Below are 23,490 nucleotides of genomic sequence, written 5' to 3'. Positions count from 1 at the left end.
CAAGCTTCTATTGTCAATCATGGTTCTCCACCCGGATAATGGGCCGGTAGAAGTCATAATCTCCGTTTAGTTCCTTGTCCTCCTGCACTTCCGGCTTACAGTGGGGCGAACAGGGTAGGAAACCGAGAAATGGGCCCAGCCCGCCGCAGATATTGCACCCGCCGTCACCGCCGCAGGTGGTAAGTCTATCAGCCTGCACCACTTCCCGCATATAGGGATCGTAGGCGATAGACAGGCCGAAGAAGTTGGGTTCCTCCATGTCATAAGGCCGGTTCTCATCCTCATCCATATCCTCAAACCAGCGCAGACGCATGGAGTAGTCTAACCCATCTCCCCATGGGAACAGGGTCCGGCACTCGCCGCCACACAAGTAGGCCCACTCGTCCGCCGTGGGCAGGGAGAAGCCCTGTTTTTGCAGCCGGTTTTGAAAGTCCAGATAGTCCACCTCGTGATAGAGGCTGACCTGCCAGCTGTCACTATCCCGTTCGAAACGGGCACGACCTGCCAGAGTAAGACTGTCCCTGTCGGTCAAAGCGAATTGGCGAAAATCTTCCAACCATTCCGAGCGCAGTCGTGGGTCCTCCAGTTTGACTGGCTCCCAGTTAATTTCCTCCAGCTCCCGGCCCACCAGCATGGGTCCAATGGCCACCTGCCGAACAGGAGCCATGCTTTCCCGAATCATCTCCTCCGGGTCCCGCTCCATTTCCCATTCCCGGAACAGATACTCCAATTCCTCCCAGCTCTCCTGATTCAGTCCCACGGCAAACTGCTCCCAGCCCAGGGTGACGGTATCGCCGGGGACAAAGACGAACTCCCGACCATCTTTCTTGAAGATGCCGGTGGTGCAGCTCTGGCCCCAGCGGTCAAAAGTATGTAGACCGAGAAAGGTCATATCATAACGGGCAGCCAGGCTCTCCATCAGCACCTGCTTCTCGATGTTTTCCATTTGATTGAATTGGGTGCGGAATAGTCTTTTGTTCATAACAAGTCCTCCTACAGCCTATCCAGGTTTTCCTGTAAATCGCCCTGCATCAAGTGCTGGGCAATGGCTTGGTTCAGTGCCTTATGGGGGTGATAGGCTGCCTGCTCTACATCGTGCAGGCACTCCTCCATCAATGCCTCCGGAGAAATGCCTTCCCGTTTGCCATAAAGATGGCCGAAGGCATAGCACACGGACTTGAGAAAGTCGAAAATATAGTCGTGATTTCCACGCATACTGGGCAGGTCGTTGAACGAGCCCATACCTCCGTATGCCCGAAGATGGTGGGCAACCTCCCGCCGCTGGTTCCAGTCCTGAATGTCCCGCTCCAACCAGTCGATCCAGTTTTGGAACTCTGGATGGTCTGCCAGAAGGATGGAGCGCAGACAGGTCAGAGCCTCGGTATAAATATCAGACTGTTTCATTGGCCATCGCTCCCCCAAATACCTCCATAGAGCACACCATCTTTTCCAAGGAACAACATCCGGCTGCGAAGCAGGCTGCACTGCTCCACAGCGACCTTGTTTCCGTCACAGGTGGGAATAGCCTCCTGTTTTTTCCCAAGGTGATCACCATGAGCGGTAAGGAAGTAGAATTTATCCCGTTGCTGGTATCCGCCTTGAAACAGGAAGGTATTGCCGGACGGGGCAACAGAAAAAGCTCCGCTTCCTTCGATTGGCAGTTCAAATACAAAGTCCTCTTTGAAGTTCGTCCGCACCAGCCGGAATTCATCGTAATAATAAAACCACAGGTTTTCTTCTTCGTCCAGGCTGATGGCGTAGCAGTCATAGATGGAATAGTTCTCATTCTTCCAGAGAGGAGTTCCCTCCGATGTCCATGCAATCAGACCGCAAGCACCCAGAGGTTCATCCCAACCGTAATTACCAAATACACCTTCGTCAAAGTAGCTGGTAATGATGGTGCCATCTTTTTTTACCACACAGTCTTGAATGCCATCCCCCAGGCAGAAACGGGACAGCACAGCTCCGTCCCGGCTGACGATCCAGGCGTTCTGGTCGGGGCCGTTTTCCCGATAGGCGCATCTTGCCCCCAGCAGGAGGAAGTGGTCACCTGCGGGCCGCAAATAATGGAACTGGAACTTCAAGAGGCCAAGAGGAAACAGCGTCGTTTCCAGCACCCGCTGTTCCGCCCAATCCAGCTGGATTTCCACTGCGGTATAGGTGGAAGGAGTGCTGAGCCAGTCCTTACCCTGTGTTTCGGACGGCTGTTCCATGAGAAGATAGACTTTTCCATCCCTTTCCGTGAAAAAGTCTGTCACTTCTGTGCCCTCCAGATGGTTTTCCCGGCGCAGCTGGTTCAGGTCAATGATGGAGAACAACGGCAGATTTTTGGCTTTTATAGGTTTGTTCATAGTGTCTCCTCCTGGCTACTTTAACGCTCCATCATAGGTGTGAGTTTCCCAGATGGCCTCAAATTCCGCCTGCTCTATGATGCAGGCGTGGAATTCCTCGCCCCAGACATGGGCGTTCAATTCCTCCACGGTGGGGATCGGCGTGATCTCGATGACACCGTCGTAAAGGTCAGGGATGTTGCGGGTGCGGCCATCCGCAAAGATGTCAATGGAGCGGAGGGCCAGCCGCTCATTTTCGGTATCCACTTCATAGAGGATGACCGATGGTTCACCCTCTGGTGCGCCCGCCCAAAAGAGCTTGATGTACTCGATCATCTCGATCCCTTCATCGTATCATTTGAAATAGTAATACCAATTCCCGCCAAATTCCCGGTCACATTCCTCCTGTGAGGCAAAGGTGCAGTCCTTGATTCCCTCAATGGGGTAATGACTCTTTATCAGCTGCTCTCTGTGATAGGAATTGATCTGTTCCGTCAGGCCGCTCTGCCGCGCCGTCTCTAATTGCGAGTCCGTGGCAAAGATGTAGGACACAAAGTAGTTGTCCGGCTGGATGTAGCAGCCAAACTCAATGGCCTGCTGGATGTCATCGAAGTGGTGTTTCACATCCTCCATGCAGGCTTCTATTACTTTTCGCCATGCCATCTCCTGCTCCTTATTTCTCATCTTCCACCTCACCTATACCCAGATAAGTCCCCATCGTTTTTTCATTGTCACAGGCCGCCCGGATCATTTTGGACAGTAGCATCAAATCGTCGATGTATTGGGAGTACACGCAGAACACATCTTCGTCGGAGTCGAAGTGAAACAGATCCACGCCGCTGTTATTTTCCTCAAACTCCCGGATCACGCCCCGGACCAGCCGTTCCCAGTCTCCGCTGCTGCCGGTCAGTCCCAGCCGGCAGAATTCTTCTGCCCGAAACCCATCGCTGATTTTCAGCAGAAGGGAGATTGCATAGGGGTGGTGGGGAATGAGAAAGAATGGCGCGATCTGCTCCAGCTTCACCCAAATTTTGAAGGGCGGGCGCGGGTCAGGTATCCAGGGCAAGATTTCCCATTCGTCCTCCGGTCGGTTTCCGTATTGGCAAAGGTCTTTCATAGTGTTCTCCTTTGTTCTGTCACATTTTTAATCCTGTTCTTGATAACTGGCTTCAATGTCGATGAACCGCACATACACGGCGCAGACTTCGCCCTTTGCGTCATACCCAAAGTAGACGGGATAGTAGCCGTCACCCCAGCCAGAGGCAAAGATGGGCAGGTTGCAGTCCGTGTCCGGCACTGTCCAGTTGAGCCAGTCGCCGCAGTCCCCCTGATATTTGGGGTGAGCTTTGGCGTTTTCCTCCAGCAAGTCGCAGAACAGGTTGTTATAGGGGTCAATGTCAGGGTCCTCCTCCAGCCGCTTGGCCCAGTATGCCTTGAAGGCCGCCTGGGTCTGGATGTCCGCAACGCAGCCCATCCCGGCGTCTACGCCAAAGCCAAAATACTCGTCCTCGCCCAGTTCCTCGTCCAGATCCTCGTTGCCCACCATGCCCAGCTCATAGCGGACAGGTTTTTCCTGGTTGACCTCTACCTTGACGCAGGCGTAGCGGTCGCCGTATTGTTCGCTGGGCACCACGCAGATTTTTACGGGATAAGTTCCGGCGGGGATCGTTTGAAGGAACGGCAGAGTGTCCTCCAGTTCCACCAGCGGATCACAGGCGAAAATCTGCCCGGTGGGGAAATGGACGGTGCCGATGTCCAGCACATCCACCGCCATGTTCCCAATCACTTTCTCTGTGAAATGGGCCTCCAAGTCATCTTTACAGGTCAATTTATCCTTGATTGCTTCGTATTTGTTCAGCCATTCAGTTGTAGGCATATCAGTTTCCTCCTGTTGATTCTGCTTCTTGATGTACACACTCTTTGAGCCGTCCCAATAGCAGTTCACACACCGGCCATCCTGAAAATGATGGTCACAATTCGGGTAGCCATAGAGAACATGGGCACATTCTGGCACAGCCCCATCATCTGTGAGGAGCCTTTGAAAAACAGGCTTCCGCACTCATCACAAAGGGCCAGTTCTTTTTCTGCCATAGGGTTCACCAGTCCCGTTCCCGGATGGCCTCCTCGGTGTCAATGGGGATGCCAAACCACTCCAGAATGTAGGCCACGGTTGCCGCAATACATTCCCGCGCCACCGTTTCGATCTCGCTGTCGTTCTCGTCAAACTCCTCCTGGAGATCATTGATGCCGCAGACCGCCTCGTCCAGCGTTTCCTGCACCACTTCGGTGTCGGTTTCGCCACTCTCCAGCAGGGCGATGACCTTCTGAAGCTCGTCCTTTACCTTGTCCACCAGAAAAGCAGGATAGTAATCGTCCTGATACATCTCGTCCAGCAGCTTGTAATTGGGGTCAAATGCTTTCATAGGGATTGCTCCTTTCCTCGTGTATGTCAGTCACGCTCAGCTCTCATGTGTGATACAGAAAATCTCCTTGTTCAAATCAAAGTAGATTACCATCAGTTCGTCGGTAATCTCCGGGTTAAAGGACAGATCCAGAATGAAAACTTGCTGGTTCATCTCGCTATCCACCAGACTGCCGAACCGCTTGAGCTTCAAAAAGTCAACCATCTCAGCAAAGGACAGTTTGGCTGGGTCGGTTCCCGGAAAAAGTTCCGCCACAATATCCGGGCCTACATCGTCCCGATGGAACTCCATGAAAAATGTCACAACGCTATGGTAGCGGCTGTCCTCGTCTGCCAGCGCCGCTTTGATGGCGGCTTTGGCCTTCTCCGCCAATTTCTCCGCCTCATCCAGCATTTCTCCCACCGCATCCATGACAGCAGGATCGCCGGTCAGTTCTTCCTCTACATCGAAGATAAAGGGTAGTCCCGATTCCTCGGGAAAGTTGAAGATTTCCTCACCGGGTGTATATGTAAAATCAATGCGTTTACAATTCAGTTTCATAGATATACCTCTTATTTCAATTTCAGCACAAATCCCCAGATGCTCACCACGATCAAAAGGACGCCCAGCAGGAAGAACACCACCCGCCGGTATCCTCTGCTGTGGCGGTGGGCATCCCGCGTACCAGTGGGGTCGCAGAGCCAGTTCCAGTTGCGGATCGCCCCAATTAAAATCACGGCCCCGATGAGCACCGAGGCAATGTACCAATGCTCTTGCAAAAATGCTGTGATCTGTTCACTGTTCATTCTACTTCCTCCTCACGCAAATACCTGCTGGTATTTCTCTTTTCATACTCTTTTCAAACAATAAAAAAGCCCCACGCCGCACTGTCATAAAGACAGGCTGACGCAGGACATGAAGAAGCCGCGTTGAAGGAGCCGCATCCACCAGCAGATGTAGTTTCTTCAACAACCAAAATATTTTTTTCGTATCTTAAAGCAGCAAATTGCTGTCCAATATATTTGTTCATAGCGGCACCATTTGTTCTGAGCGTAGTTTTATATCTTATTATATCACAGCACCCCTTCAATGAAAATATTTTGTTGGAAATGCTAATGAAAAATTTTTGTGAATTTGTTAAGGCGCAGGGGCTGTTATCTCCATAGTGTCTGGATGGATCAGAGTGATTACTTTTCCCTGATGCAAGGCATAGTTGACTGTCTGTGATGTACCTGAGCGCAGCTTTTTCTGATTATCAAACACACCGATAAGGTACTCTGCATGATCGACCATATAGTAATTCCTTTTTTTATAACTGGAAACATCCGCAGAATGTGAAATAACAATGGAATCGTTTGCGTTTTGGATCAGCTTTTTCAATCTATGTCTACTCTGATCCGGCCATTTAGAGTCATAACCGATGAAGGGAACTACAACGACAATTTTAATATCTTCGTATCCCGTTTGTGCCCTCAATGTCAGCAGCTGTTCTCCAGCCCACATATCCACACCAAGAGCACCGCCGACAAAAAAAGTACGGACAAATTTCTCGTCATGAAGTATCCGAAACTGCTCCAGGAGACATTCTTTTAATTTTTGGCATAGGGGATCTTCCTCATTATATCCAAAGCAAAATCTTGTTGGTCGGTGGCCGGTAATGGCGCAGGCATACTGATTCATATAAATCACCCTTGATAACTGCCTTGATTACGCATATAAAGCAAAAATAACGCAAATAATAATGCGTATAAAGGTTGTATTATAAAATTATAACACAATACATACGAAGTATCAAGAATTGCTTTCTGCTATGCTAAAAGAGCAGAGAGGTGAGCGTATGGACGAAGAATTTATCCGCAATCGGATCACAGAATTGCGATTGAAAAAAGGTGTTTCAGAATATCAGATGAGCATGGAGTTAGGGCAGAACAGAAGCTATATTCAGGCGATTTCCTCTGGGCGTTCTATGCCGTCTATGAAGCAGTTCCTCAACATCTGTGAGTATTTTGAAATCACACCGCTTCAATTTTTTGATGCACAGGAAAATAACCCTCAGCTTATCAAGAAGGCTTTGGACGGAATGAGAAAGATGTCAGATGACGATTTGATTATGCTGATTGGTTTTATAAGTCGCTTAAACACAGAAAACTAACGATAGGAGGCAGTAAGCGTCCCGTCGTTAGTTTTTCATTTTATGCGCAGCATATTGTGGCAAGCAATGCTTGTGGCTATCCATTTCGCCACAAACTGCTTGTTGAGGGCAGTGCCCCCAAGCCCCTTTGAACACAGAATTTCATTCTGTGGCTGCGCGTTCTACGAACGCTTTTGACCAGGACCAGCTTATCGCTGGCCGTGGTCTTTTTCTTTTTCAACATCCTGTTCTACCTCCATTTTCAGCACTCGATCCACATTGGCCTTTGCCGTTAAAAGCTCCCGCATTTCCTCACGGGAACGCCGGTACTCGGCATAGGTCTTTTTCTTTTCTTCCAGCAATTTCGCGTACTCCGTCTGTAACTCTTTGACCTTGGGCAGCTTCTTGACGCCCATCTCATCAAAGGCATTCTTAGCAGCCTGGTGGAGCAGAATTTCTTCCTCATGTTCCTCCCGGAATTTCTTAGAGTAGCCTGCCTTGCGGTATGCCACATAGACCTCACGGGTCTTGGCATAATTTACAATGTGAGTACGCAGAACAGCAATCTCTGCCATGCGCTTTTCAGCCGCTTTGATCTGCGCCGAAAGTTCATTGTGATGTGCCGTGGCAGCCGCAGCCTTTTCTTCCAAAACCGCATACTCCAGCAGGTTATTCTCTGACAAGTAATTCATGGTCTGCGCCATCTGCTTGAGGTTGAACACCTTGGCCCATCGAGCATAGCCAGCACCTTTTCCAGCCTGCAATTTTGCCTGAATGTCCACCAGCAGATTGACCTTCTGCGTCTCTGCCTGTGTAACTATTTTCTTTCGTGGGGTATGCGCTTTCTTCCCGGAGAGAACCGCCTGCAAATCATCTAATCCATATCCTTCGCCCAGGCTGTCCATTCGGGCGGCTTTCTCCCAGCCGGGGAGTTTCAAACGATACGATTTTCCGCGCTTTGATACTTCACAGCCGGACTCTTTTAGCAGCTTCAGCAGTTCCTCAAAATTAGCAGGACTTTGTGATAATGCGTTGTCAATCGCTACACGCAGCAGCTCTCGGTGAGAGGGCTTTGCCTGATCGCCCAGCCACTTGTTATAGCTCTTTCCGTGAGGTTTCGGATTCTCCACAATGGATAGTCCGTTTTCGACGCAGATGGTGTCACTTAACTGTCGGACTGCCTTGGTGCTGCCCCAAAAGTTTCGGAATTTCCGGTCATATTCTAAGCTGACCGATGACCAGATAATGTGATTGTGAATGTGCGACTTGTCTATGTGGGTGCAGACCACAAAGGCATGATTGCCCTTGGTGAATCGCTTGGCAAATTCCACACCCAGCCGATTGGCTTCCTCCGGTGTGATCTCACCGGGGCGGAACGACTGGCGCACATGATAGGCGATCACATCATCCGCACCTCGCACTCGTCCGGTCGCGGCAAGGTACTGCCGCTTTGCCAGAAGGAACTCTGCATCCGCAGTCCTGCTGTCACACGCATAGCCGGTAATGAGCCTGCCATTATCTGTTTTTTTGGGATTGGCCACATAGTCGATGATGTCACTGATCGCCCGACTTTCTGTGCGGCCCTTGCCGACATGAAGCGGCATGATTCTTGTGGTTGCCATAGGTCAGACCTCCTTCCCGAAAAGAAAACGGCCTGCCATAGCAGACCGCTTTCACTATTCTATAAAACTTTCTTCATCGAAAAAATTGAACTCATCATCTTCTAAGTGTCTTGGTGGAAATCTCATTTCATATTGCTCTTGCGCCAATGCACGGACATCAGGCCGCCTATTCTTTAGTCGATTTTTCAGCCAGGACAACTGCTCTTTCGATAGCCTCCATGGAAGATTCAAAAGACGATTCAGTGTCATCAGTTCAGCCTGCTTTTCTGCTGGTAGCGAAGCACAGGATTTACAAATGTGGGATGCATGACCTTTGCCTGAAAAATTTTCGTTGGCTTTGTATTCACCACAAACTTTACAATAGTGTCCATGCTTTTTCATAAGCTGATGCCCTTCTCACAAAGAACATATAACCTGCGAATTGCTTTCATAATCACATCCCATTCCAAATCAGAAGCATAAGAAAACTTTTTACGGTATGCCTCCCAAAGTTTTTGCATAACCGAATCATTTTCCACTTCGTCAAAAACTTCTTCAGCCTGGTTAAGATACTTCTCCGATCCCCGTTTATGAGCAGTTGCCAGAAGCGCATCATGTAAAATTTTCGGGTTCAGCGTGGTTCCATGCAGCTGTTCTAAAATGTAAATATCGTAGAAATCTCTCATGCGGGTATTGGTTGTGGTTCTAGTAATAATGGTTTCCAGTTTTTCTGCCAGCACAGTTTCTAAATTATAAGCCCAAATATCAATGGAGCGATCTTCCAGCATAAGTTTGAATGAATACCGAACCTCTCTTGGAGTGATTGCATCTCCCGTAGAAATATCAATTTTCAAAGGGGTCACTACACCATCGAATGTTGTACTCATGCTGACACGAATCCCCGGATACTCTGCTTCATCCATAATCTCCGAAATACTTTTCAGCTGAAATTTAACACCATCATCAATCGGAACAGTTACGATTGATGAAATTAGATTCTCAATATCCTCCACATTAACATTAGCTCCTTTTATGGTTGCATCCAAATCCATCGTAGAGCGGGCATCCAATCCAACCATAGCCGCTACCAACATACCACCCTTCAAGATAAACTTATCACGATACTCAGAAAGAGAAATACGCTCCAAAAAACGCTCCATCATGTAGTTCCTCATTAAAATCTGAGCATCTGCGGATTTTTCTCTGGAAAGGTTTCGTATTAAATCTTTAAGCTGTCTTGCTGTTTTTATCATAAAAGTACCTCCAAATACTGTCGTAAAATTTTTTCCACCTTGAACATCCCAGCATATTGCATTAAAGCTCGCAGGTTCTTATCTTTTCTACGGGCATACGCTTTCAGTGCTCCCTGAAAGGTCTGAATTTCAATTCTGCTACGGCTTCTGAGCAAATCACAGATTGTTCGCTCCATATCATAAACCGGCACAGTATGCCCGAACGGAGTTTTCGCTGTTGTAAGTCCTACATCATGTAAGTCTGCTTTAATCGTAAAAACTTGAATGCCTTCTGCTTTCATTTTGCTTGGATTGCATCCAGTTTTGACCGTAACTGTATATTCTATTGGTTCACGATCTGTCAGATCGTGAAAAAATAAAGCTGTTTCATGTGAAAATACTGCTTGTTCAAATCGCAAATGAAGCAGATACATGGCATCCACCCAGGAATCTTTGGACAGATAAATCCCATGTGCGACTCTATCCAAATCTCGTGAACGCACATAATCATAAAATACCGGCTTTGAAATTCCAGAAGATACGACCTGCGATGTTCGCAGCATTCCTTCTTGTTCTGTTAGCATCTGATCCAGCTGTTCAAATTGTCCCATCATATCACTTCCTTTCGCACTAATATTATACGCGATATTAGTTCAAAAGTAAAGTCGTGGATATATAGTTTCTCTTTCCAAATTTAACAGACGGTGTCTGGCATTTTTATGGTTTTGCGTATTTTTATCCATAAACCAACTCCTGAATTGCAAATTTCAAACTCTGCACCTTACCCATCAGCCAGATTGCAGCCAACGGCAGCCCCATAGGGCTAATCAAAAATGCCATAACCAGCAAAATCACACCATTCTGCGGGGAATAGGTAAGCAGCACAGCCACACCAAGCAGAGCAATCACGGTACTGAACAGGCCGAGCACCAGACCGGATATGTAGATCAGCCCTGTGCAGAGCCAGACAAAAAGTGTCAGAACCAAAATGACCGGTGCAGTTATAATCATCAAAAGCCCTTTCAAAATCTTCATGTCATTTCCTCCTTGCAGCGTTCTTGGTATCTTTTCTAATCATATTATCCGGCATGGGCAGGCAAAAGACAAGGATACCGATAAAAAGAAAAAGCGGAGAGAGGAGCAGCGAAGTAATGCCGTTCCTCCCTCCGCAAATGGAGTATCTATCCCCGTTATAAAAGTTTGGAAAGCTGGGTAAGGATTTCCTTTACGCCCTCCCATAACTGTTCCTGCCGCTGGGATATATCCTCCAAGTCAGCATCATAAACCCGCCCAGTCTCATGCACTTTACGGGTCAGCTGGTTTAAGTTGTTGCTGCTTCGGCGCATCAGGGAAACAAGCTCCTTCAGCTCCGGCAGCTCCAGCTTGACTACATACCCATCCAGCGCCATTTTTCTTAGATAGGCTTCACGGTTGGAGGTTCCAAACTGAGACATTTTTTGCTCAATCACAGCAAGCTCCTCCGCTGAAACTCTAAAGTTTAATTGCATATCCCGCTTACGCTTTGCCATAGTTATCGCTCCGGCTCCCGTTTCTTTGAGGCGGCGGGCTTATGGGCCGGCAGCTCCTGTTTGAGCTTATCCCGTACTGAGGGACGGGACGGTTGCAGTTTTTCTCCCTGAGTACGGCTACGCTGCTGTTCTTCACGCACCAGATCAATAAAGCCATCCAGTACAGCAGGGTGGCTGTTCAGGACATAACCACAACGGACGGTTTCGGGGTTCTCGTTGGGAATGGTCTTAGCCCATTCCTTATTGCGTCGGGAGTAGCGCCCATCCCAGTCCTGAAGCTGGACGGTGTTGGCCAGAACCAAAGCCACACGCTCCATGCCATAGGTCTCGATCACACCCTTTGCCGCATCGTGACTGAGATACATTCCGTCGAAGTGTTCCCGCACCGCCGCTTCAATGGACTCCTTGCATTGGAGATTTACATTGTTGAAAGCTCGGTACTGCTCCAGCTCCCCATGTTCTCTCGCATAGGCGGCAGAGTGGGGATAGACCGGTGTTGTTCGCAGTTCCTCTTTAGCTCTGCACACATCATTGGCACGGCTTTCAATGCTGTCCCGGATCACATCCATGTGGCCGGTCTCCAGCTTTTCAAAATAGCGGTACACATCCGCCAGCGGCGAGGGAGATTCCAAAAGCGCCTCTGCCTGGGCATCGGTCAGCTCCAGTTCCTCCATCGCCATCACGATGTCCTCACGGATGGTGTACTCATAGGTGTGGTGCAGAATTTCTTCCGGGGGCTGGCTTTTCAGCCAGTCCCTGTATTTGTCCTGCTCAGCGGCCATCTTTTCATAAAGGGCCATATTCAAATCGTTGGTATTCATGTTATCGCACCTCCTCATGTTGTTTTGGTTTCTTGTCAGTACTGCGGGGCGGCACCGGGCGTTTCAGATGATCCAATACCGAAGGCCGTGTGCTTTTGGCAACGACAGCTTCATCGTGTGCCGGTCCCTTTCCGTCGATGTTGAGCAGGGTATCCAGCTCCACCAGACGGGCGTTTTTGCTTCTCAGTTCTTCTTCATAAAGGAATGGCTTTCCAACTTCCTCCTTTGCGGCAGCCTGCTGCTGACAAAGGTTATCCAGCTGGGCCTTTGCCGCCTCCAGACGCTGTGGCATCTGGGCGAGGGCATTGTCGATGCGGGTAAGATTTCCGCGAGGGTCTGTACCAAGGGTTGCCCTGTGGGTCATCTGGCCTTTCAACAGGAGCGTATATTCCTGTTTCCAAGCGGAAAATTCCACGGACATGGCATAGCCCCGGTAGCTGCCGATCTGTACCGGATCGGAGGTTTTGACCTCCTTGCAGGCATCCAAAAGGGCAGCACCGGCGTTCTCCTTATCGGTCAGCAGATCTCCACGGATCTCCATACCGGCAAAGCCGTCCTCCGGGTGCGGGTGAGCTGCCAAAACCTCCAGATCAGATTCAAAGCCCTTGATAAAGCCCTTGTGCTTTTCAATCTCCTCCGGGAAGTATTTGAGCAGCTGGTCCTCCAGACGATACTGCTTGCTCTGGTGGTCGGCTTTCATCAGCTTCAGGCGGGATACTTCCACATCCAAATCCATACGCTCTTTGATACGGGGGTCTCCGGCGCACAGAGCCTTGATCTCGGCAAAACTGAGGGCGGTTTCATCCACATCATCGCAGGAGCGCACCGGCGATTTAGAAGTCATGATCTGGGAAATGAATTTCTGCTTATTCTCCACCGTCTGCCAGAGGTATGCGTCAAAGGTTCCTTCGGTCACATAGCGGTACACATGGACAAGGGGATTCTGGTTGCCTTGGCGCTCGATACGGCCCTTGCGCTGGGCGAGGTCTCCGGGTCTCCACGGACAATCCAGATCATGAAGTGCCACCAGACGGTCCTGCACATTGGTGCCTGCGCCCATCTTGGCAGTGCTGCCCATAAGTACACGCACCTGACCGGTACGAACTTTGGAGAACAGCTCCTTTTTCCGCACTTCGGTATTGGCTTCATGGATAAAAGCGATCTGGTCGGCAGGCATCCCCTGGACAATGAGTTTCTGACGAATATCGTCATATACCGTAAATGCCGGTTCCTGCTCCGGCAGAGGCACAGCGCCTTCCAATGCGTGAAGCAGTGGATTATCCAGTGTTTTCGCCGCCTTGCTTGCAGGAGCTTTTGCCTGTGGTGTAGAAATGTCGCAAAACACCAGCTGGGTCAGCTTGTCAGCTTCGCCATCCCGCCAGATCTGCATGATGTTCTCTACGCACTGATTGACCTTTGTGCCGGGTTCATCTGGGAGCATCTGGTTGACGATCCTCTGGTCAAGCCCCAGCTTACGGCCATCCGAGGTAATTTTGAGCATATTGTCCTCTGATGGGTCAACGGTTCCACTGTGTACCTGCGATGCGCGCTCCGAAAGGGCCTTGACCATTTCCTGCTGATGTTCAGTAGGCTGTGCCACGATGTTGTGGTATTCCACTTCCGGGGTAGGGAGATTTAACTGATCAGCAGTCTTAATGTCGGCCACTTCTTTGAACAGGTTCATCAGCTCAGGCAGGTTAAAGAACTTGCTGAATCTCGTTCTTGCCCGGTAGCCGGTTCCCTCCGGTGCCAGCTCCAATGCTGTGACGGTCTCCCCAAATCGGGAAGCCCAGCAGTCGAAGTGGGTCATGTTCAGCTCTTGCAGGCGTTCATACTGAAGGTAACGCTGCATGGTGTAAAGCTCGGTCATGGAGTTGCTGACCGGGGTTCCGGTGGCAAAAATCACGCCACGGTTTCCGGTGATCTCATCCATATAGCGGCACTTGGCAAACATATCGGAGGATTTCTGCGCGTCCGATGTGGATAAGCCTGCCACATTCCGCATTTTTGTGTATAGAAACAGGTTTTTATAGTTGTGGGCCTCGTCCACGAACAGCCGGTCCACACCCAGCTGCTCGAAGGTTACCACATCGTCTTTTCGCCCCTCGGCTTGCAGCTTTTCCAGTCTGGCCTCCAACGATTTCTTGGTACGCTCCAGCTGCTTGACGGTAAAACGCTCGCCGCCACTGGCCTGCACCTCTGCGATTCCCTCGGTGATCTCGTCGATCTGTTCATAGAGAAGCCGTTCTTGACGCTCCCGGCTGATGGGGATACGCTCAAACTGGCTGTGTCCCATGATGATGGCATCGTAGTCACCGGTCGCGATACGGGCGCAGAACTTCTTGCGGTTATGGGTCTCAAAGTCCTTTTTGGTTGTGACAAGGATATTTGCGGAGGGATAGAGGCGCAGAAACTCCGACGCCCACTGCTCGGTCAGGTGGTTTGGAACCACAAAAAGAGATTTCTGGCACAAGCCCAGGCGTTTGGCTTCCATAGCAGCAGCTACCATCTCAAATGTTTTGCCCGCTCCCACCTCGTGCGCCAACAGGGTATTACCGCCATACAGCACATGGGCGATAGCGCTTTTCTGATGTTCCCGCAGGGTAATGGCCGGGTTCATGCCGCCAAAGGTAATGTGGCTGCCATCATACTCACGGGGACGGGTGGAGTTCATTTCTTCGTTGTACTGGCGCACCAGAGTCTGGCGGCGCTCCGGATCTTTCCAGATCCAGTCCTTGAAGGCTTCCCGGATAGCCTGCTGCTTTTGGGCAGCCAGAGTGGTCTCCTTGGCGTTCAGCACGCGGCGCTCTTTTCCGTCTGCATCCTCAATGGTGTCATAAATTCGCACATCACGCAGGTTTAAGCTGTCCTCCAAGATCTTGTAGGCATTGGCACGGCTGGTTCCATAGGTGGTATAAGCTGCCACATCGTTGTAGGATACAGAAGATTTCCCCTTGATCTGCCATTCAGCGGTAAAGGACGAATAGTTGACCTCGATACTGCGCTGGAGATAAAACGGGGTGTTGAAGGTCTCATACATAAACTGCTGGATATATTCTTTGTTGATCCAGGTAGCGCCCAGACGCACCTCGATCTCCGACGCATCCAGGTCTTTGGGCTGGGCGGCGGTAAGAGCTTCCACATTGACTGCAAAAGAAGAGTCCTGCTGTGCCGCCCGCTGCGCCTGACGCAGTTTGCGGCGTACATTGCCGGAAAGGTATTCATCAGCAGTCACATAATGGGGCGATCCGTCCTGTTCCAGCTGTCCTGGTACACGGAAGATCACACCTTGCAGTTCTCCCTCCAGTTCTTCTTTTGTTTTTCCGCTAAGCCGACTCATATAGCTCATATCTACGCAGGCTTTTTCCGAGATGGACACCGCCAGTGCTTCGCTTGCTGTATCCACAGTAGCCACTGCCTGATGGGGCTTGATGGTCCGTTTGGTGAACATATCCGCCTTGCGCTCCAGCTTTCCGTCCTCGTCGATAACTTCCAGCGCACAGAGCAGGTAATAGGAAGAATCATCTGCATAGGCCAGCCGATTTGCACGGTCGTTGATGAGACCGTATTTGGCAGAAAAGCTATCATAGAGCCGGTTCAGTTCCGCCTGTTTTTGGGTAATGGTGCTGTCTGGAACCGCTGCATCCATCTGAAGGTCGATCAGTTCCTGCACACAATCACGCAGTCCCACAAGACCTTTCACGCGGGCTTCGGCGGTGGCGTTGAGGTCAGGGCGCACCATGCGGCTGTTTTCCCGGTAGTACACCTGCCCGTCTACAATGGCATAGGAATAGTTCTTCACATTTGGGTCGGCAGGAATGGAGGTGTCAATGGCTTCGCCTTCGCCCAGCTCCGGCAGCTCTGCCTCCTGATAAGTGCCATGAATGTACTTCACGGCATCATGCAGCTGGTCGGAAAGCTCCAGTCCCTCGATAGGATTCACAGTGTAGTCCATACCATGAGCAGTGCTTACCGGCTCCTGTCTGCCCAGCATCATTTCCGGGTGGTCGATAAAATACCGGTTGATGGCAAACCCATCCTCCGTTTGTCCGGTCTGAGTCCATTCCGGCACGATGTCCAGCGGACGGTCCCGCTTTTGGAGAAAGATGATGTCCGATACAACCTCGGCACCGGCATTCTTTTTGAACGCATCATTGGGCAGACGGATAGCTCCCATCAGCTCAGCACGCTGGGCAAGATAGCGGCGCACGGTGGAATCCTTGGCGTCCATGGTATATCGGGAGGTCACAAAAGCTACCACGCCGCCGGGACGCACCTGATCCAGTGCTTTGGCGAAAAAGTAGTTATGAATACTGAAATTCAGCTTGTTATAGGCTTTGTCGTTGACCTGATACTGACCGAAAGGTACATTGCCGATGGCAAGGTCAAAGAAGTCACGCCTGTCGGTGGTCTCAAAGCCGCCTACTGTGATGTCCGCCTTGGGATAGAGCTGCTTTGCGATGCGCCCGGAAACCGGGTCCAGCTCCACGCCGTACAGACGGCTGTTTCGCATTTCCTCCGGCAGCATACCGAAGAAATTGCCCACACCCATAGACGGCTCCAGAATATTTCCGGTCTCAAAGCCCATGCGCCCCACCGCTTCATAGATTGCCTGGATAACCGTAGGGCTGGTGTAATGGGCATTGAGGATAGAGCTTCTGGCGGCGGCATATTCCTCCGGGGTCAGCAGCTCTTTCAGCTGGGTATACTCGGAAGCCCATGCCGGTTTCTCTGGGTCAAAAGCATCAGGAATACCGCCCCAGCCCACATAACGGGAAAGAATCTCCTGTTGTTCGGGACTTGCCTGCTGTCCGGCAGATTCCAGCTCTTTCAGCAAACGAATAGCATTAACATTTGCCTGGAACTTGGCTTTTGGACCGCCTTCGCCCAAATGCTCATCGGTAATGCGGAAGTTCTGTGCATTGCGGCGCAGGTTAGCCTTGTATTCCTCATAGGAGGCTTCCTCGGCAGCTTTGGCATTGGGGAAGGTCTGCCACTGGCCGTTGACCTGAATGGAAACCGGGTGTTCATCCAACACTTCCTCAAAGGTTTTTTCCGGCTCTGTTACAGGGGCTGGCAGCTCCGGCTCCTCAATATGCAACCGTTCCACCACCACATCATAAGGTAGATGGTTCTTATCGCCCGAATAGACGGCCACGGTCTCGGAATGAAAGGCTGGGGATTCGGCAGACGGTTGGGGCTGTTCTTGTCCAAAGCCATCCAGCTGACGGGCATACATCCCGCGCAGCAAAGGCGCAACCTCATCCCAGCGGAAATACAGCACAGCCAGACGCTTTTCCTCTGCATCCATGACTTCCAGCTCCATGCCTTGTGCCGTGGTACGGTAATCGGCAATATCGCCGGTCTCCAGATTCAGGGTCTCGATCTCACGGGGATAGTTTCTACTCAGCCAGTAGGCGATCTCGCTGTTGCTCCTGCCAGATTGAAGTAGCGTGGAAAGCTGCTGTTTATCTGCTTCATCCATCAGTCCATGGGACAATACATCCCGCAAGTCCTGATCTGCCTTGTCCGGGTCAATAGGAAGAAACTCGGTATAGTAAGCATTGCGACGGTCTGCCCGAAGCAGCTGCTCGAACTGTTCTTTGCGCTCTGCCCGGTAGATGGGATATACCATCCCGGTGGGCAGAAGCTGTACGGTGTCCTCCCGCAGCTCGGTGATCTGATAGGCGTCATCCTCGATATACACGGTATCGCTCACGGCATAGACCGGGGCGGCTGGGTCATAGGAGGTTCTTTGCGGAATTGGGCGGCGAACTGCGTCATATTCCTCATCGGAAATAGCAACTTTGGAAGTCTGCTCTGTCTCAACAGCTGCGATCTGCTCTACATCCGACATTACCTGCTGGATAAATGAGTCATTGTCCAGTTTTTCCGGGTCTGCCACCTGTCCATTGACAATCCCTCTTTCCTCCAGGGCTTCCCGGATGGCGATAGGGTCGATATTGTCAAAACGATCCTGTTCTTCTTCGGTATAGAACCGGTCCTCCTGAATCAGCTGGGCAAGCCTGCGCTGTACCTTCGGCCAGGGCAGCTGTGTTTCCTCCGGGCTTCCGGCACGGACAACGAACGGGCTGTTGCTGCCACCGTATTCCTGAGCCAGCCATGCAGCGGTATCCTTCTCTCTTGCATGGTCTTTCATATAGCGGACGACAGCGTGTTTACTCTCGATATTGCCGTTCCATGCACAAAGGACAGTATCAATATCTTCCTGAGAAAGAGGGCGCAGAAGCTCATGGAGCTTTGGATAGGTCTCGTCGATCACTTCCCGGTGCAAGCGCTGGCGGAACTCCGGCACATCCGAATAAAGGCGGATCAGCTCCATATCCTTAGAGCCAAGAACCGCACGGCGCACAGCGGCATTGCCCTCGATGACAGCATTTTCACGGTCGGAATGACCGCAGGCATTTCGATATGCCACATCCTCAGATATGGCGGCAGTCACCACAGGCTTATACTGCTCAAACTGCTCCCGAAGGGTAGGCTTTGGCGTTTCTTCCTCTATCTCCGGCTGCTGGGCTTGAATGGCATCTTCTTCTGCCAGATCCTTTTCAGCCTGGATCTTGTCATACTGCGCTTGTTCCTGTTCGGTAAGATAGCGGCCTTTCTGGACAAGTGAGGTAATGCGCTTGGAAACCTTTTCCCAGTTGAAGTGAACATCCGGGCAGTCCTGCTTTTTATACTGCAGTCCTTTCCCATCGTGATCTTCGCCGCTGTGTGTTGCGCCGGACAGGGCATGAGAGCGGCCGCCAATGCCATACTCGTCTTTAAGGAATCTCACTTTTTCCTGATCCGTATGGTTTTCCATGAAGAACGCATAGATACGGCCTTTTCCTCCGGCAAAACTGCTGCCGCCGGTCATGGCGGTGTCGATCTCATCCTCTGTAATGAAATGCTGGACGGTTGGCACTTGGGAAAGGTCCGAAGAAAAAGTCCTGCGGGGCAGGTCAAGGTCTTTCAGGTTCTCCCAGATTTCCCTTGGCCTATGGTAATGAAAGCGCAACAGGTCACGGTCCTGCTGATAGGCAGTCCAGAAGGCGGCGTATTCTTCCTTGAGTGTCTGGCGGAAAGCCGGGTCATTCAACTGCTCCGTCAGGCGGCGGGTCTCCTCCGGGAACCCATTGCCTCTGATTTCTGACAGGCAAGACAAATATCCTGCTTCTCTGGCTTCCTCGCTGAAATCGTGGTACAGATACCAGAGCTTTTCTGCAAGGAGGGAGCGTTCATAGCCTGCCGCTTCTGCAAGCTCCACATTGGAGGCAAACTGGCCGCTCTCCAAAAGCTCCCCGATACGCTCTGCGGCGCTCTCCCAGGAAATGACCTGGGCAGACCTGTCATAACGGACAGACTTCCCATGGGAAAGATGGATACCATCCTCGGCATACCATGCGCTCACACTGCCAAGGCCATTGCCGCCGTGGTACAGCGTTTTCAGTATCTCGGAAATCTCAGCGGTGGTTTTCTGCTTTTCAAAGGCTGCAACCACACGCTCCCTTTGACGGTCTGTATTGCCGCCCAAACGCAGCACATGGTCGATGTCATTTTGGGCAAAAGAAAAAGCAGAGGATGTATGCGCTACATTCTCTGCTTCATCTATGGATTGGATCTGTTCCGCTTCGGAGAGGAACAGGTTTAGAGTCAGCTGTTGATAAGCTCCGCCATCAGGATTTCCTCGGCCTGGGCTTTGCAGTTGTTCATCAGCCCCACCCACTTCATGGGATCGCTGGCTTTCAGTTCCTCGGTGGCTCCCGCTTCCTTCGCCAGCTGGGGCATCATCTGCTCCAGTCTGCTCTGGGCGGTCTCGTCGATCTCCAGAAGGTGCGGGTACAGCTTCTCGCTCAGCAACATCTGGTTGTAGAGGATGGGACGATGTTCTTTCAGGTAAGTTTTCCTCATCCTTCCGTACTTGCCCAGGGGTTTCTCCGGCTGCTGGCTCAGCTTCAGGTCGGGAATCAGATAGTCTCCGTTCTGGATATAGGTCATGGGATTGTTCATCTTGTTTGCTCCTTTCTTGGTTGGCTTCGCGCTCTGCATTTCGGACGGTAACGCCGATCTGCCGCAGCACCTGCTGGTTGATCTGGCTGACCGCTGTTCCCAGCGCCCCGATGGTGGACGGGGTATTGAAATCAAAGATTGCCATGAAATCTTCGTGGTCGAAGTAGCGTTCCGGCTCCAGTCCGCAGCGGGACATCAAAGCGTAAGTGATGCTGACGGTGGCTGCTGCCTTGAACTGTACTCCGATGTTAAACTCATCATATTCCTCCAAAAAGGAACCGTCAACGATATAAAAGAAGTCCTGCTGATGCTCCGTCCAGTATTCCTCAGCCAGTTTTCCGGCTACCTCGGTGAGCTGTCCGGCAAGGTCATCACCGGAAACATCATAGGTGCGCTCAAGCATGACCTGCACCGAATCCAAATGGCGCTCCTCCAGCTGCCACAGCCAGGGAGTGCGGGAATGTTCACGGGTTCCGGTGTCGGAAATATCAAAAACATAGCGCAGGCGGGGTCTGTCCCCGGAATCGTCCACCAGAGCGATCCCCTTGGAGCCGCGTCTTACATACCGGCCCATCTTTTCATTCCACAAATCGTATTCTGCGCAGGCGGTGGCGTCCGGTCGCTGGGCGTAGATCATCAGCTGCTCATGGAACGGGTACTTGTAAAGACGGGAAGCAGTGGTGAGAAACCCTGCCCATTCCTGCCAGCTCCCCGTGAGCTGTGTTGCCACCTTGTCCGCCATCTGTGCATATAGTTCAGCTTTGGTTGGCATGGTGTTCTGTCCTCCTTTCAGTTTTGGGGTAAAAAGGCGGGGTGGCAGATCGCCACCCCATCCCTGCGGTTATGTTGTTTACTGGTCAAAATCCGGGTACAGCTCCAGTTCGGCAAACTTCTCATCAGTCATCGCACAGAGCTTCGTAAGAGCGCTGTCGGTCAATTCCCTCAGTTCCGTTTCCTCCGGCGAAAGTTCGCCGCGCATCTCGGTCAGAGCCTCCATCAGCCCGGTGCGGCTGCCGGTGTTGTAAATGCACATCAGGTTCATTTCTTCAAAAGTAAAGTTTCCCATATCAAATCTCCCTTTCTGCGCTCTTTTTAGGCGCTGTCTTTTTGTGTTCCGTCCGGGGCTGGCTTTTCAGCTGCTCCATGACGGACTTTTTCTTGTCCCGTTCCTCCCGGTGGACAGCTTCCGCTAAATCCATGAGAGAGATTGGCTGGCCGCTGCGGGCCTGCTGTTCCAGCTGCGCCACGGTCGGCTCTTTTGGGCCGTTGTTGATGATGCCGTCGATCATGCCGTAGTCATCCTCCAGCATCATTTCCGCATTTTTCAGCGGATTGTCCGGCAGGAATCCGGGAATCTCGGTGAAACCAACGCTGTCGCAGTAATGACAGGATACCTTACCGTCCTGCTTGATCGCAACGATGTCGCTGACGCTCATAGAAGGATGGTGGTAGTCTGCCGGATGATCGTTGTTGAACTGATTATAAAGCTGTTCAACAGCAGCCTGCGGAGAATTGCAGGGTTCCAACGGCGCAGTATAGACCAGATCATAGTTTTCACGCTTTACTGCTTGCCCGATGGATCGGAGCCAGTCCATCCCTTCATAGCGAATGTCACGCAATTCATCGGTATGCTTTACCTGATAGATGGCAAAGCAATCTCTATTCTGGGAGAGAAATGCCTGTTCTCGTTCCTGCTGATGTTCCTGACGCTCCATGACCTTTTCATGGAACTGAGGGCTTTTCTCCCATTCCTCACGGTCCACACCGCAAAGACCGCCATGCTCCATGATCTCCTGTGGGTCAAACACCATGCTCTCCGTATTGTCCTCATGCAGCACATAGACAGTCAAACCGGCGGCATCCAGTTCCAGCGCCCGTTCTCTGGTAACAGGGAGCATCCCATCATAGGAGTAGCCGTATTTCAGCATATCCGGTGTGGAGACCTGCTCATCCGGCATGGGGTATTCATCCAGCGCCTGCTCCTGTGCCTCCGGCAGCTGGGAAGAAGCAGTCATCTGACTGACCTCTGCCTGCATCTGCTGATAGGCCGCTTCCTGCAAGGTCTCGATCATGGACAACGGTGCGTATTTTACCGAGTCTTTGCCCAAATCGTTGTCATCACAAATCTGGAGAACTGCCTTCATGCGGGAAAGTTCCGGCATATCCAGCTGACCGCCATCCATCTCTTTCATGGACGCAGCATCGTAAAGGGTGTAGTCCCATCCGCTGTCACAGGGCTGGATATGAAGATAGGTGGCATCGTCGATCAGAAACAAAGCCTCCTGCTGGTTGGCGTCCGCCCCCAGCACCTCCATTTCCGGCATGGCCGCAGCCAGTTCCTTTACCGCTTTCTGTACCAGCGGATTGTCACGATAATAGTCGATTGCCTGGATGGTGTCCAGGTCAATGGTATGGCCGGTCAAAATCGGAAAAGGTCCTTCATAATCGCTTCCGTCTTTCAGCTCAAAACCAATGCCCTTGATCCCATTCATTCGCTCTGCCGGAATCTCCTGATAAATGCGTACAGCTTCCTCCAAAGACAGGTTATCGTGGTATTCTCCGAGGTTTGGAAACTCCATGCACTCTGCTACATAGTAGGTTAGATTGCCGGTCGGCTGCTCTATCGGGGCGGTTTCCGGCTCTGCCTTTGCATGGGGATCAATCCCACGCTCTTTGCATATTTCCTTATAGTGGCGCTCAATGTCAGAGATCAAAGTGCCGGAGGTTTTGTTGATGGTCTCCAAACTGGCTCTCAGTTCTTTCAGTTCCTTGCCCTGACTCCAGCTTGCAATATAGCCGAAGCTGTTTTCTCCGGTCTCGATGCCAAAATATTTGCAGACTGCGTAGGAGATGCTTTCAGCCTCCACTTCCTCCGTGTGGCGGTCTTTCCTCTGTTCTTGCAAAAACTGGGCGAGGGTAGAAAAGCCGCCAACAAAATTCAGCCCTTCTTCCTCGGTCAGCATCAGGCGTCCATCTTCCGCCAGCTCCAACGGCTCTGTCAGCAGAACGGAACCTGCATGGTTTACAACCACTTGTTCTTCTACACAGACCGGCTCTCCGGGGTCGTAGTCAGAACCGCGCAGGTCATAGCAATAAACGCCCTCCGGCAGATTATCACGGGCAATCCGCCCATTGGAGAACAGACCGGGTTTATCAAACAGCTCGATCTCCTGATATTGCTCGTCATTGGCAATCTGAATCTTTTTCTGATTGTGGAGCTTGCTGTGGGCAATCTCGTGTACTGTGGCCGAAACCGTCTGCACCTCACTCATGCCCTGACGAATGGCGATTTTCTGATGATCGGCAGAAAAATAGCCGTCCGTATCGGCGGCCATTGCTTCAAAAGTGATCGGCACCGGCGCACTGCGGCGCAGAGCCTCCATGAATGCCTCATAATTTGGCACATTGCCGGAAAGGGAGGAAGCAAGCTC

Annotated in this window: 24 protein-coding genes and 1 pseudogene; 2 read left to right on the top strand and 23 right to left on the bottom strand. The window is 51.3% G+C overall.

Annotation, left to right across the window (positions count from 1 at the left end; translation table 11 throughout):
* Positions 1-13: 13 nt before the first annotated feature.
* From DWV16_RS10120 to DWV16_RS10070, 12 genes and pseudogenes are all read right to left on the bottom strand, one after another.
* Positions 14-982 carry a hypothetical protein gene (locus DWV16_RS10120; protein ID WP_007862364.1) on the bottom strand — a complete coding sequence of 323 codons (969 nt, stop codon included), beginning with the start codon at positions 980-982 and terminating at the stop codon, positions 14-16.
* 11 nt (positions 983-993) lie between these two features.
* Positions 994-1,404: a hypothetical protein gene (locus DWV16_RS10115; protein ID WP_002588992.1), complete on the bottom strand. Its 411-nt coding sequence runs from the start codon at positions 1,402-1,404 to the stop codon at positions 994-996.
* The gene (locus DWV16_RS10110) at positions 1,401-2,351 is read right to left on the bottom strand and encodes a hypothetical protein (protein WP_002588991.1); all 951 of its coding nucleotides are present in this window, start codon (positions 2,349-2,351) and stop codon (positions 1,401-1,403) included. The genes DWV16_RS10115 and DWV16_RS10110 overlap by 4 nt, the downstream gene beginning before the upstream one ends.
* A gap of 15 nt (positions 2,352-2,366) precedes the next feature.
* Positions 2,367-2,666, bottom strand: coding sequence for a hypothetical protein (locus DWV16_RS10105; protein ID WP_002588990.1), 300 nt, complete (start codon positions 2,664-2,666; stop codon positions 2,367-2,369).
* Positions 2,667-2,684: 18 nt separating this feature from the next.
* On the bottom strand, positions 2,685-3,014 hold the full coding sequence (locus DWV16_RS10100; RefSeq protein ID WP_171902266.1) for a hypothetical protein: 330 nt from the start codon (positions 3,012-3,014) through the stop codon (positions 2,685-2,687).
* Positions 3,004-3,447 (bottom strand): Imm51 family immunity protein, encoded by a 444-nt coding sequence (locus DWV16_RS10095; protein WP_002588988.1) that lies wholly within the window; start codon positions 3,445-3,447, stop codon positions 3,004-3,006. The genes DWV16_RS10100 and DWV16_RS10095 overlap by 11 nt, the downstream gene beginning before the upstream one ends.
* Positions 3,448-3,474: 27 nt before the next feature.
* Positions 3,475-4,421: pseudogene (locus DWV16_RS10090) on the bottom strand (DUF4241 domain-containing protein).
* 5 nt (positions 4,422-4,426) lie between these two features.
* Positions 4,427-4,753, bottom strand: a complete 327-nt coding sequence (locus DWV16_RS10085; protein WP_002588986.1) for a DUF5713 family protein — start codon at positions 4,751-4,753, stop codon at positions 4,427-4,429.
* A gap of 36 nt (positions 4,754-4,789) precedes the next feature.
* Positions 4,790-5,293, bottom strand: coding sequence for a DUF2004 domain-containing protein (locus tag DWV16_RS10080; RefSeq protein ID WP_002588985.1), 504 nt, complete (start codon positions 5,291-5,293; stop codon positions 4,790-4,792).
* Between the two features lie 11 nt (positions 5,294-5,304).
* Positions 5,305-5,538 carry an immunity 17 family protein gene (locus DWV16_RS10075; protein WP_002576934.1) on the bottom strand — a complete coding sequence of 78 codons (234 nt, stop codon included), beginning with the start codon at positions 5,536-5,538 and terminating at the stop codon, positions 5,305-5,307.
* A gap of 53 nt (positions 5,539-5,591) precedes the next feature.
* The gene (locus tag DWV16_RS19330; RefSeq protein ID WP_166434156.1) at positions 5,592-5,762 is read right to left on the bottom strand and encodes a hypothetical protein; all 171 of its coding nucleotides are present in this window, start codon (positions 5,760-5,762) and stop codon (positions 5,592-5,594) included.
* Positions 5,763-5,869: 107 nt separating this feature from the next.
* Complete coding sequence (locus DWV16_RS10070) at positions 5,870-6,412, bottom strand: SLOG family protein (RefSeq protein ID WP_002588984.1); 543 nt, start codon at positions 6,410-6,412, stop codon at positions 5,870-5,872.
* Positions 6,413-6,569: 157 nt separating this feature from the next.
* On the opposite strand from DWV16_RS10070, the gene DWV16_RS10065 reads away from it, so the two are divergent.
* Positions 6,570-6,884: a helix-turn-helix domain-containing protein gene (locus DWV16_RS10065; protein ID WP_002576937.1), complete on the top strand. Its 315-nt coding sequence runs from the start codon at positions 6,570-6,572 to the stop codon at positions 6,882-6,884.
* 188 nt (positions 6,885-7,072) lie between these two features.
* Here the strand turns inward: DWV16_RS10065 and DWV16_RS10060 are convergent, their stop codons facing one another.
* The 9 genes from DWV16_RS10060 to DWV16_RS19595 form a co-directional block, all read right to left on the bottom strand.
* Positions 7,073-8,485 carry a relaxase/mobilization nuclease domain-containing protein gene (locus DWV16_RS10060; RefSeq protein WP_002588983.1) on the bottom strand — a complete coding sequence of 471 codons (1,413 nt, stop codon included), beginning with the start codon at positions 8,483-8,485 and terminating at the stop codon, positions 7,073-7,075.
* Between the two features lie 54 nt (positions 8,486-8,539).
* Entirely contained in the window at positions 8,540-8,866 is a 327-nt protein-coding gene (locus DWV16_RS10055; protein WP_038270897.1) for a hypothetical protein, read from the bottom strand.
* Entirely contained in the window at positions 8,863-9,717 is an 855-nt protein-coding gene (locus tag DWV16_RS10050) for a nucleotidyl transferase AbiEii/AbiGii toxin family protein (protein WP_002595844.1), read from the bottom strand. The genes DWV16_RS10055 and DWV16_RS10050 overlap by 4 nt, the downstream gene beginning before the upstream one ends.
* Positions 9,714-10,310 carry a type IV toxin-antitoxin system AbiEi family antitoxin domain-containing protein gene (locus DWV16_RS10045; RefSeq protein WP_002588981.1) on the bottom strand — a complete coding sequence of 199 codons (597 nt, stop codon included), beginning with the start codon at positions 10,308-10,310 and terminating at the stop codon, positions 9,714-9,716. The genes DWV16_RS10050 and DWV16_RS10045 overlap by 4 nt, the downstream gene beginning before the upstream one ends.
* Before the next feature lie 121 nt (positions 10,311-10,431).
* A complete protein-coding gene (locus DWV16_RS10040; protein WP_002588980.1) occupies positions 10,432-10,731 on the bottom strand; it encodes a CD1845 family protein in 300 nt (99 codons plus the stop codon).
* A 155-nt stretch (positions 10,732-10,886) separates the two neighbouring features.
* The gene (gene mobC / locus DWV16_RS10035) at positions 10,887-11,225 is read right to left on the bottom strand and encodes a plasmid mobilization relaxosome protein MobC (protein ID WP_002588979.1); all 339 of its coding nucleotides are present in this window, start codon (positions 11,223-11,225) and stop codon (positions 10,887-10,889) included.
* Positions 11,226-11,227: 2 nt separating this feature from the next.
* Positions 11,228-12,046, bottom strand: coding sequence for a DUF3849 domain-containing protein (locus DWV16_RS10030; protein ID WP_118479053.1), 819 nt, complete (start codon positions 12,044-12,046; stop codon positions 11,228-11,230).
* A 1-nt stretch (position 12,047) separates the two neighbouring features.
* The gene (locus DWV16_RS10025) at positions 12,048-18,206 is read right to left on the bottom strand and encodes an SNF2-related protein (RefSeq protein WP_370219065.1); all 6,159 of its coding nucleotides are present in this window, start codon (positions 18,204-18,206) and stop codon (positions 12,048-12,050) included.
* A 1,496-nt stretch (positions 18,207-19,702) separates the two neighbouring features.
* Positions 19,703-20,059, bottom strand: a complete 357-nt coding sequence (locus tag DWV16_RS19595) for a TnpV protein (protein ID WP_020989795.1) — start codon at positions 20,057-20,059, stop codon at positions 19,703-19,705.
* Here DWV16_RS19595 and DWV16_RS19590 point away from each other — a divergent pair.
* Complete coding sequence (locus DWV16_RS19590) at positions 20,046-20,813, top strand: hypothetical protein (protein WP_227884285.1); 768 nt, start codon at positions 20,046-20,048, stop codon at positions 20,811-20,813. The two genes, DWV16_RS19595 and DWV16_RS19590, sit on opposite strands and share 14 nt — an antisense overlap.
* A gap of 96 nt (positions 20,814-20,909) precedes the next feature.
* On the opposite strand, the gene DWV16_RS10020 is transcribed toward DWV16_RS19590, so the two are convergent.
* Together DWV16_RS10020 and DWV16_RS10015 are read right to left on the bottom strand one after the other, a co-directional pair.
* Positions 20,910-21,125 carry a transposon-transfer assisting family protein gene (locus tag DWV16_RS10020; RefSeq protein WP_007862384.1) on the bottom strand — a complete coding sequence of 72 codons (216 nt, stop codon included), beginning with the start codon at positions 21,123-21,125 and terminating at the stop codon, positions 20,910-20,912.
* Position 21,126: 1 nt separating this feature from the next.
* The coding region (locus tag DWV16_RS10015; RefSeq protein WP_118479049.1) for an LPD28 domain-containing protein at positions 21,127-23,490 on the bottom strand (2,364 nt) is incomplete at its 5' end.

The organism is Anaerotruncus sp. AF02-27, assembly GCF_003465835.1.
Classification (GTDB): domain Bacteria; phylum Bacillota; class Clostridia; order Oscillospirales; family Ruminococcaceae; genus Anaerotruncus; species Anaerotruncus rubiinfantis.
Note: the sequence above shows the minus strand (reverse complement) of the source record. Positions and strands in the feature narration are given on the sequence as shown.

Bases quoted from the DNA above. Each gene is read 5' to 3' on its own strand.
- DWV16_RS10095 (WP_002588988.1), bottom strand. From the start codon at position 3,447: ATGAAAGACCTTTGCCAATACGGAAACCGACCGGAGGACGAATGGGAA.
- DWV16_RS10020 (WP_007862384.1), bottom strand. From the start codon at position 21,125: ATGGGAAACTTTACTTTTGAAGAAATGAACCTGATGTGCATTTACAAC.
- DWV16_RS10115 (WP_002588992.1), bottom strand. From the start codon at position 1,404: ATGAAACAGTCTGATATTTATACCGAGGCTCTGACCTGTCTGCGCTCC.
- DWV16_RS10085 (WP_002588986.1), bottom strand. From the start codon at position 4,753: ATGAAAGCATTTGACCCCAATTACAAGCTGCTGGACGAGATGTATCAG.
- DWV16_RS10080 (WP_002588985.1), bottom strand. From the start codon at position 5,293: ATGAAACTGAATTGTAAACGCATTGATTTTACATATACACCCGGTGAG.
- DWV16_RS10040 (WP_002588980.1), bottom strand. From the start codon at position 10,731: ATGAAGATTTTGAAAGGGCTTTTGATGATTATAACTGCACCGGTCATT.
- DWV16_RS10045 (WP_002588981.1), bottom strand. From the start codon at position 10,310: ATGATGGGACAATTTGAACAGCTGGATCAGATGCTAACAGAACAAGAA.
- DWV16_RS10030 (WP_118479053.1), bottom strand. From the start codon at position 12,046: ATGAATACCAACGATTTGAATATGGCCCTTTATGAAAAGATGGCCGCT.
- DWV16_RS10065 (WP_002576937.1), top strand. From the start codon at position 6,570: ATGGACGAAGAATTTATCCGCAATCGGATCACAGAATTGCGATTGAAA.
- DWV16_RS10025 (WP_370219065.1), bottom strand. From the start codon at position 18,206: ATGAAAGACCATGCAAGAGAGAAGGATACCGCTGCATGGCTGGCTCAG.
- DWV16_RS10100 (WP_171902266.1), bottom strand. From the start codon at position 3,014: ATGAGAAATAAGGAGCAGGAGATGGCATGGCGAAAAGTAATAGAAGCC.
- DWV16_RS19590 (WP_227884285.1), top strand. From the start codon at position 20,046: ATGGGATTGTTCATCTTGTTTGCTCCTTTCTTGGTTGGCTTCGCGCTC.
- DWV16_RS10075 (WP_002576934.1), bottom strand. From the start codon at position 5,538: ATGAACAGTGAACAGATCACAGCATTTTTGCAAGAGCATTGGTACATT.
- mobC (WP_002588979.1), bottom strand. From the start codon at position 11,225: ATGGCAAAGCGTAAGCGGGATATGCAATTAAACTTTAGAGTTTCAGCG.
- DWV16_RS10105 (WP_002588990.1), bottom strand. From the start codon at position 2,666: ATGATCGAGTACATCAAGCTCTTTTGGGCGGGCGCACCAGAGGGTGAA.
- DWV16_RS10050 (WP_002595844.1), bottom strand. From the start codon at position 9,717: ATGATAAAAACAGCAAGACAGCTTAAAGATTTAATACGAAACCTTTCC.
- DWV16_RS19330 (WP_166434156.1), bottom strand. From the start codon at position 5,762: ATGAACAAATATATTGGACAGCAATTTGCTGCTTTAAGATACGAAAAA.
- DWV16_RS19595 (WP_020989795.1), bottom strand. From the start codon at position 20,059: ATGAACAATCCCATGACCTATATCCAGAACGGAGACTATCTGATTCCC.
- DWV16_RS10120 (WP_007862364.1), bottom strand. From the start codon at position 982: ATGAACAAAAGACTATTCCGCACCCAATTCAATCAAATGGAAAACATC.
- DWV16_RS10055 (WP_038270897.1), bottom strand. From the start codon at position 8,866: ATGAAAAAGCATGGACACTATTGTAAAGTTTGTGGTGAATACAAAGCC.
- DWV16_RS10070 (WP_002588984.1), bottom strand. From the start codon at position 6,412: ATGAATCAGTATGCCTGCGCCATTACCGGCCACCGACCAACAAGATTT.
- DWV16_RS10110 (WP_002588991.1), bottom strand. From the start codon at position 2,351: ATGAACAAACCTATAAAAGCCAAAAATCTGCCGTTGTTCTCCATCATT.
- DWV16_RS10060 (WP_002588983.1), bottom strand. From the start codon at position 8,485: ATGGCAACCACAAGAATCATGCCGCTTCATGTCGGCAAGGGCCGCACA.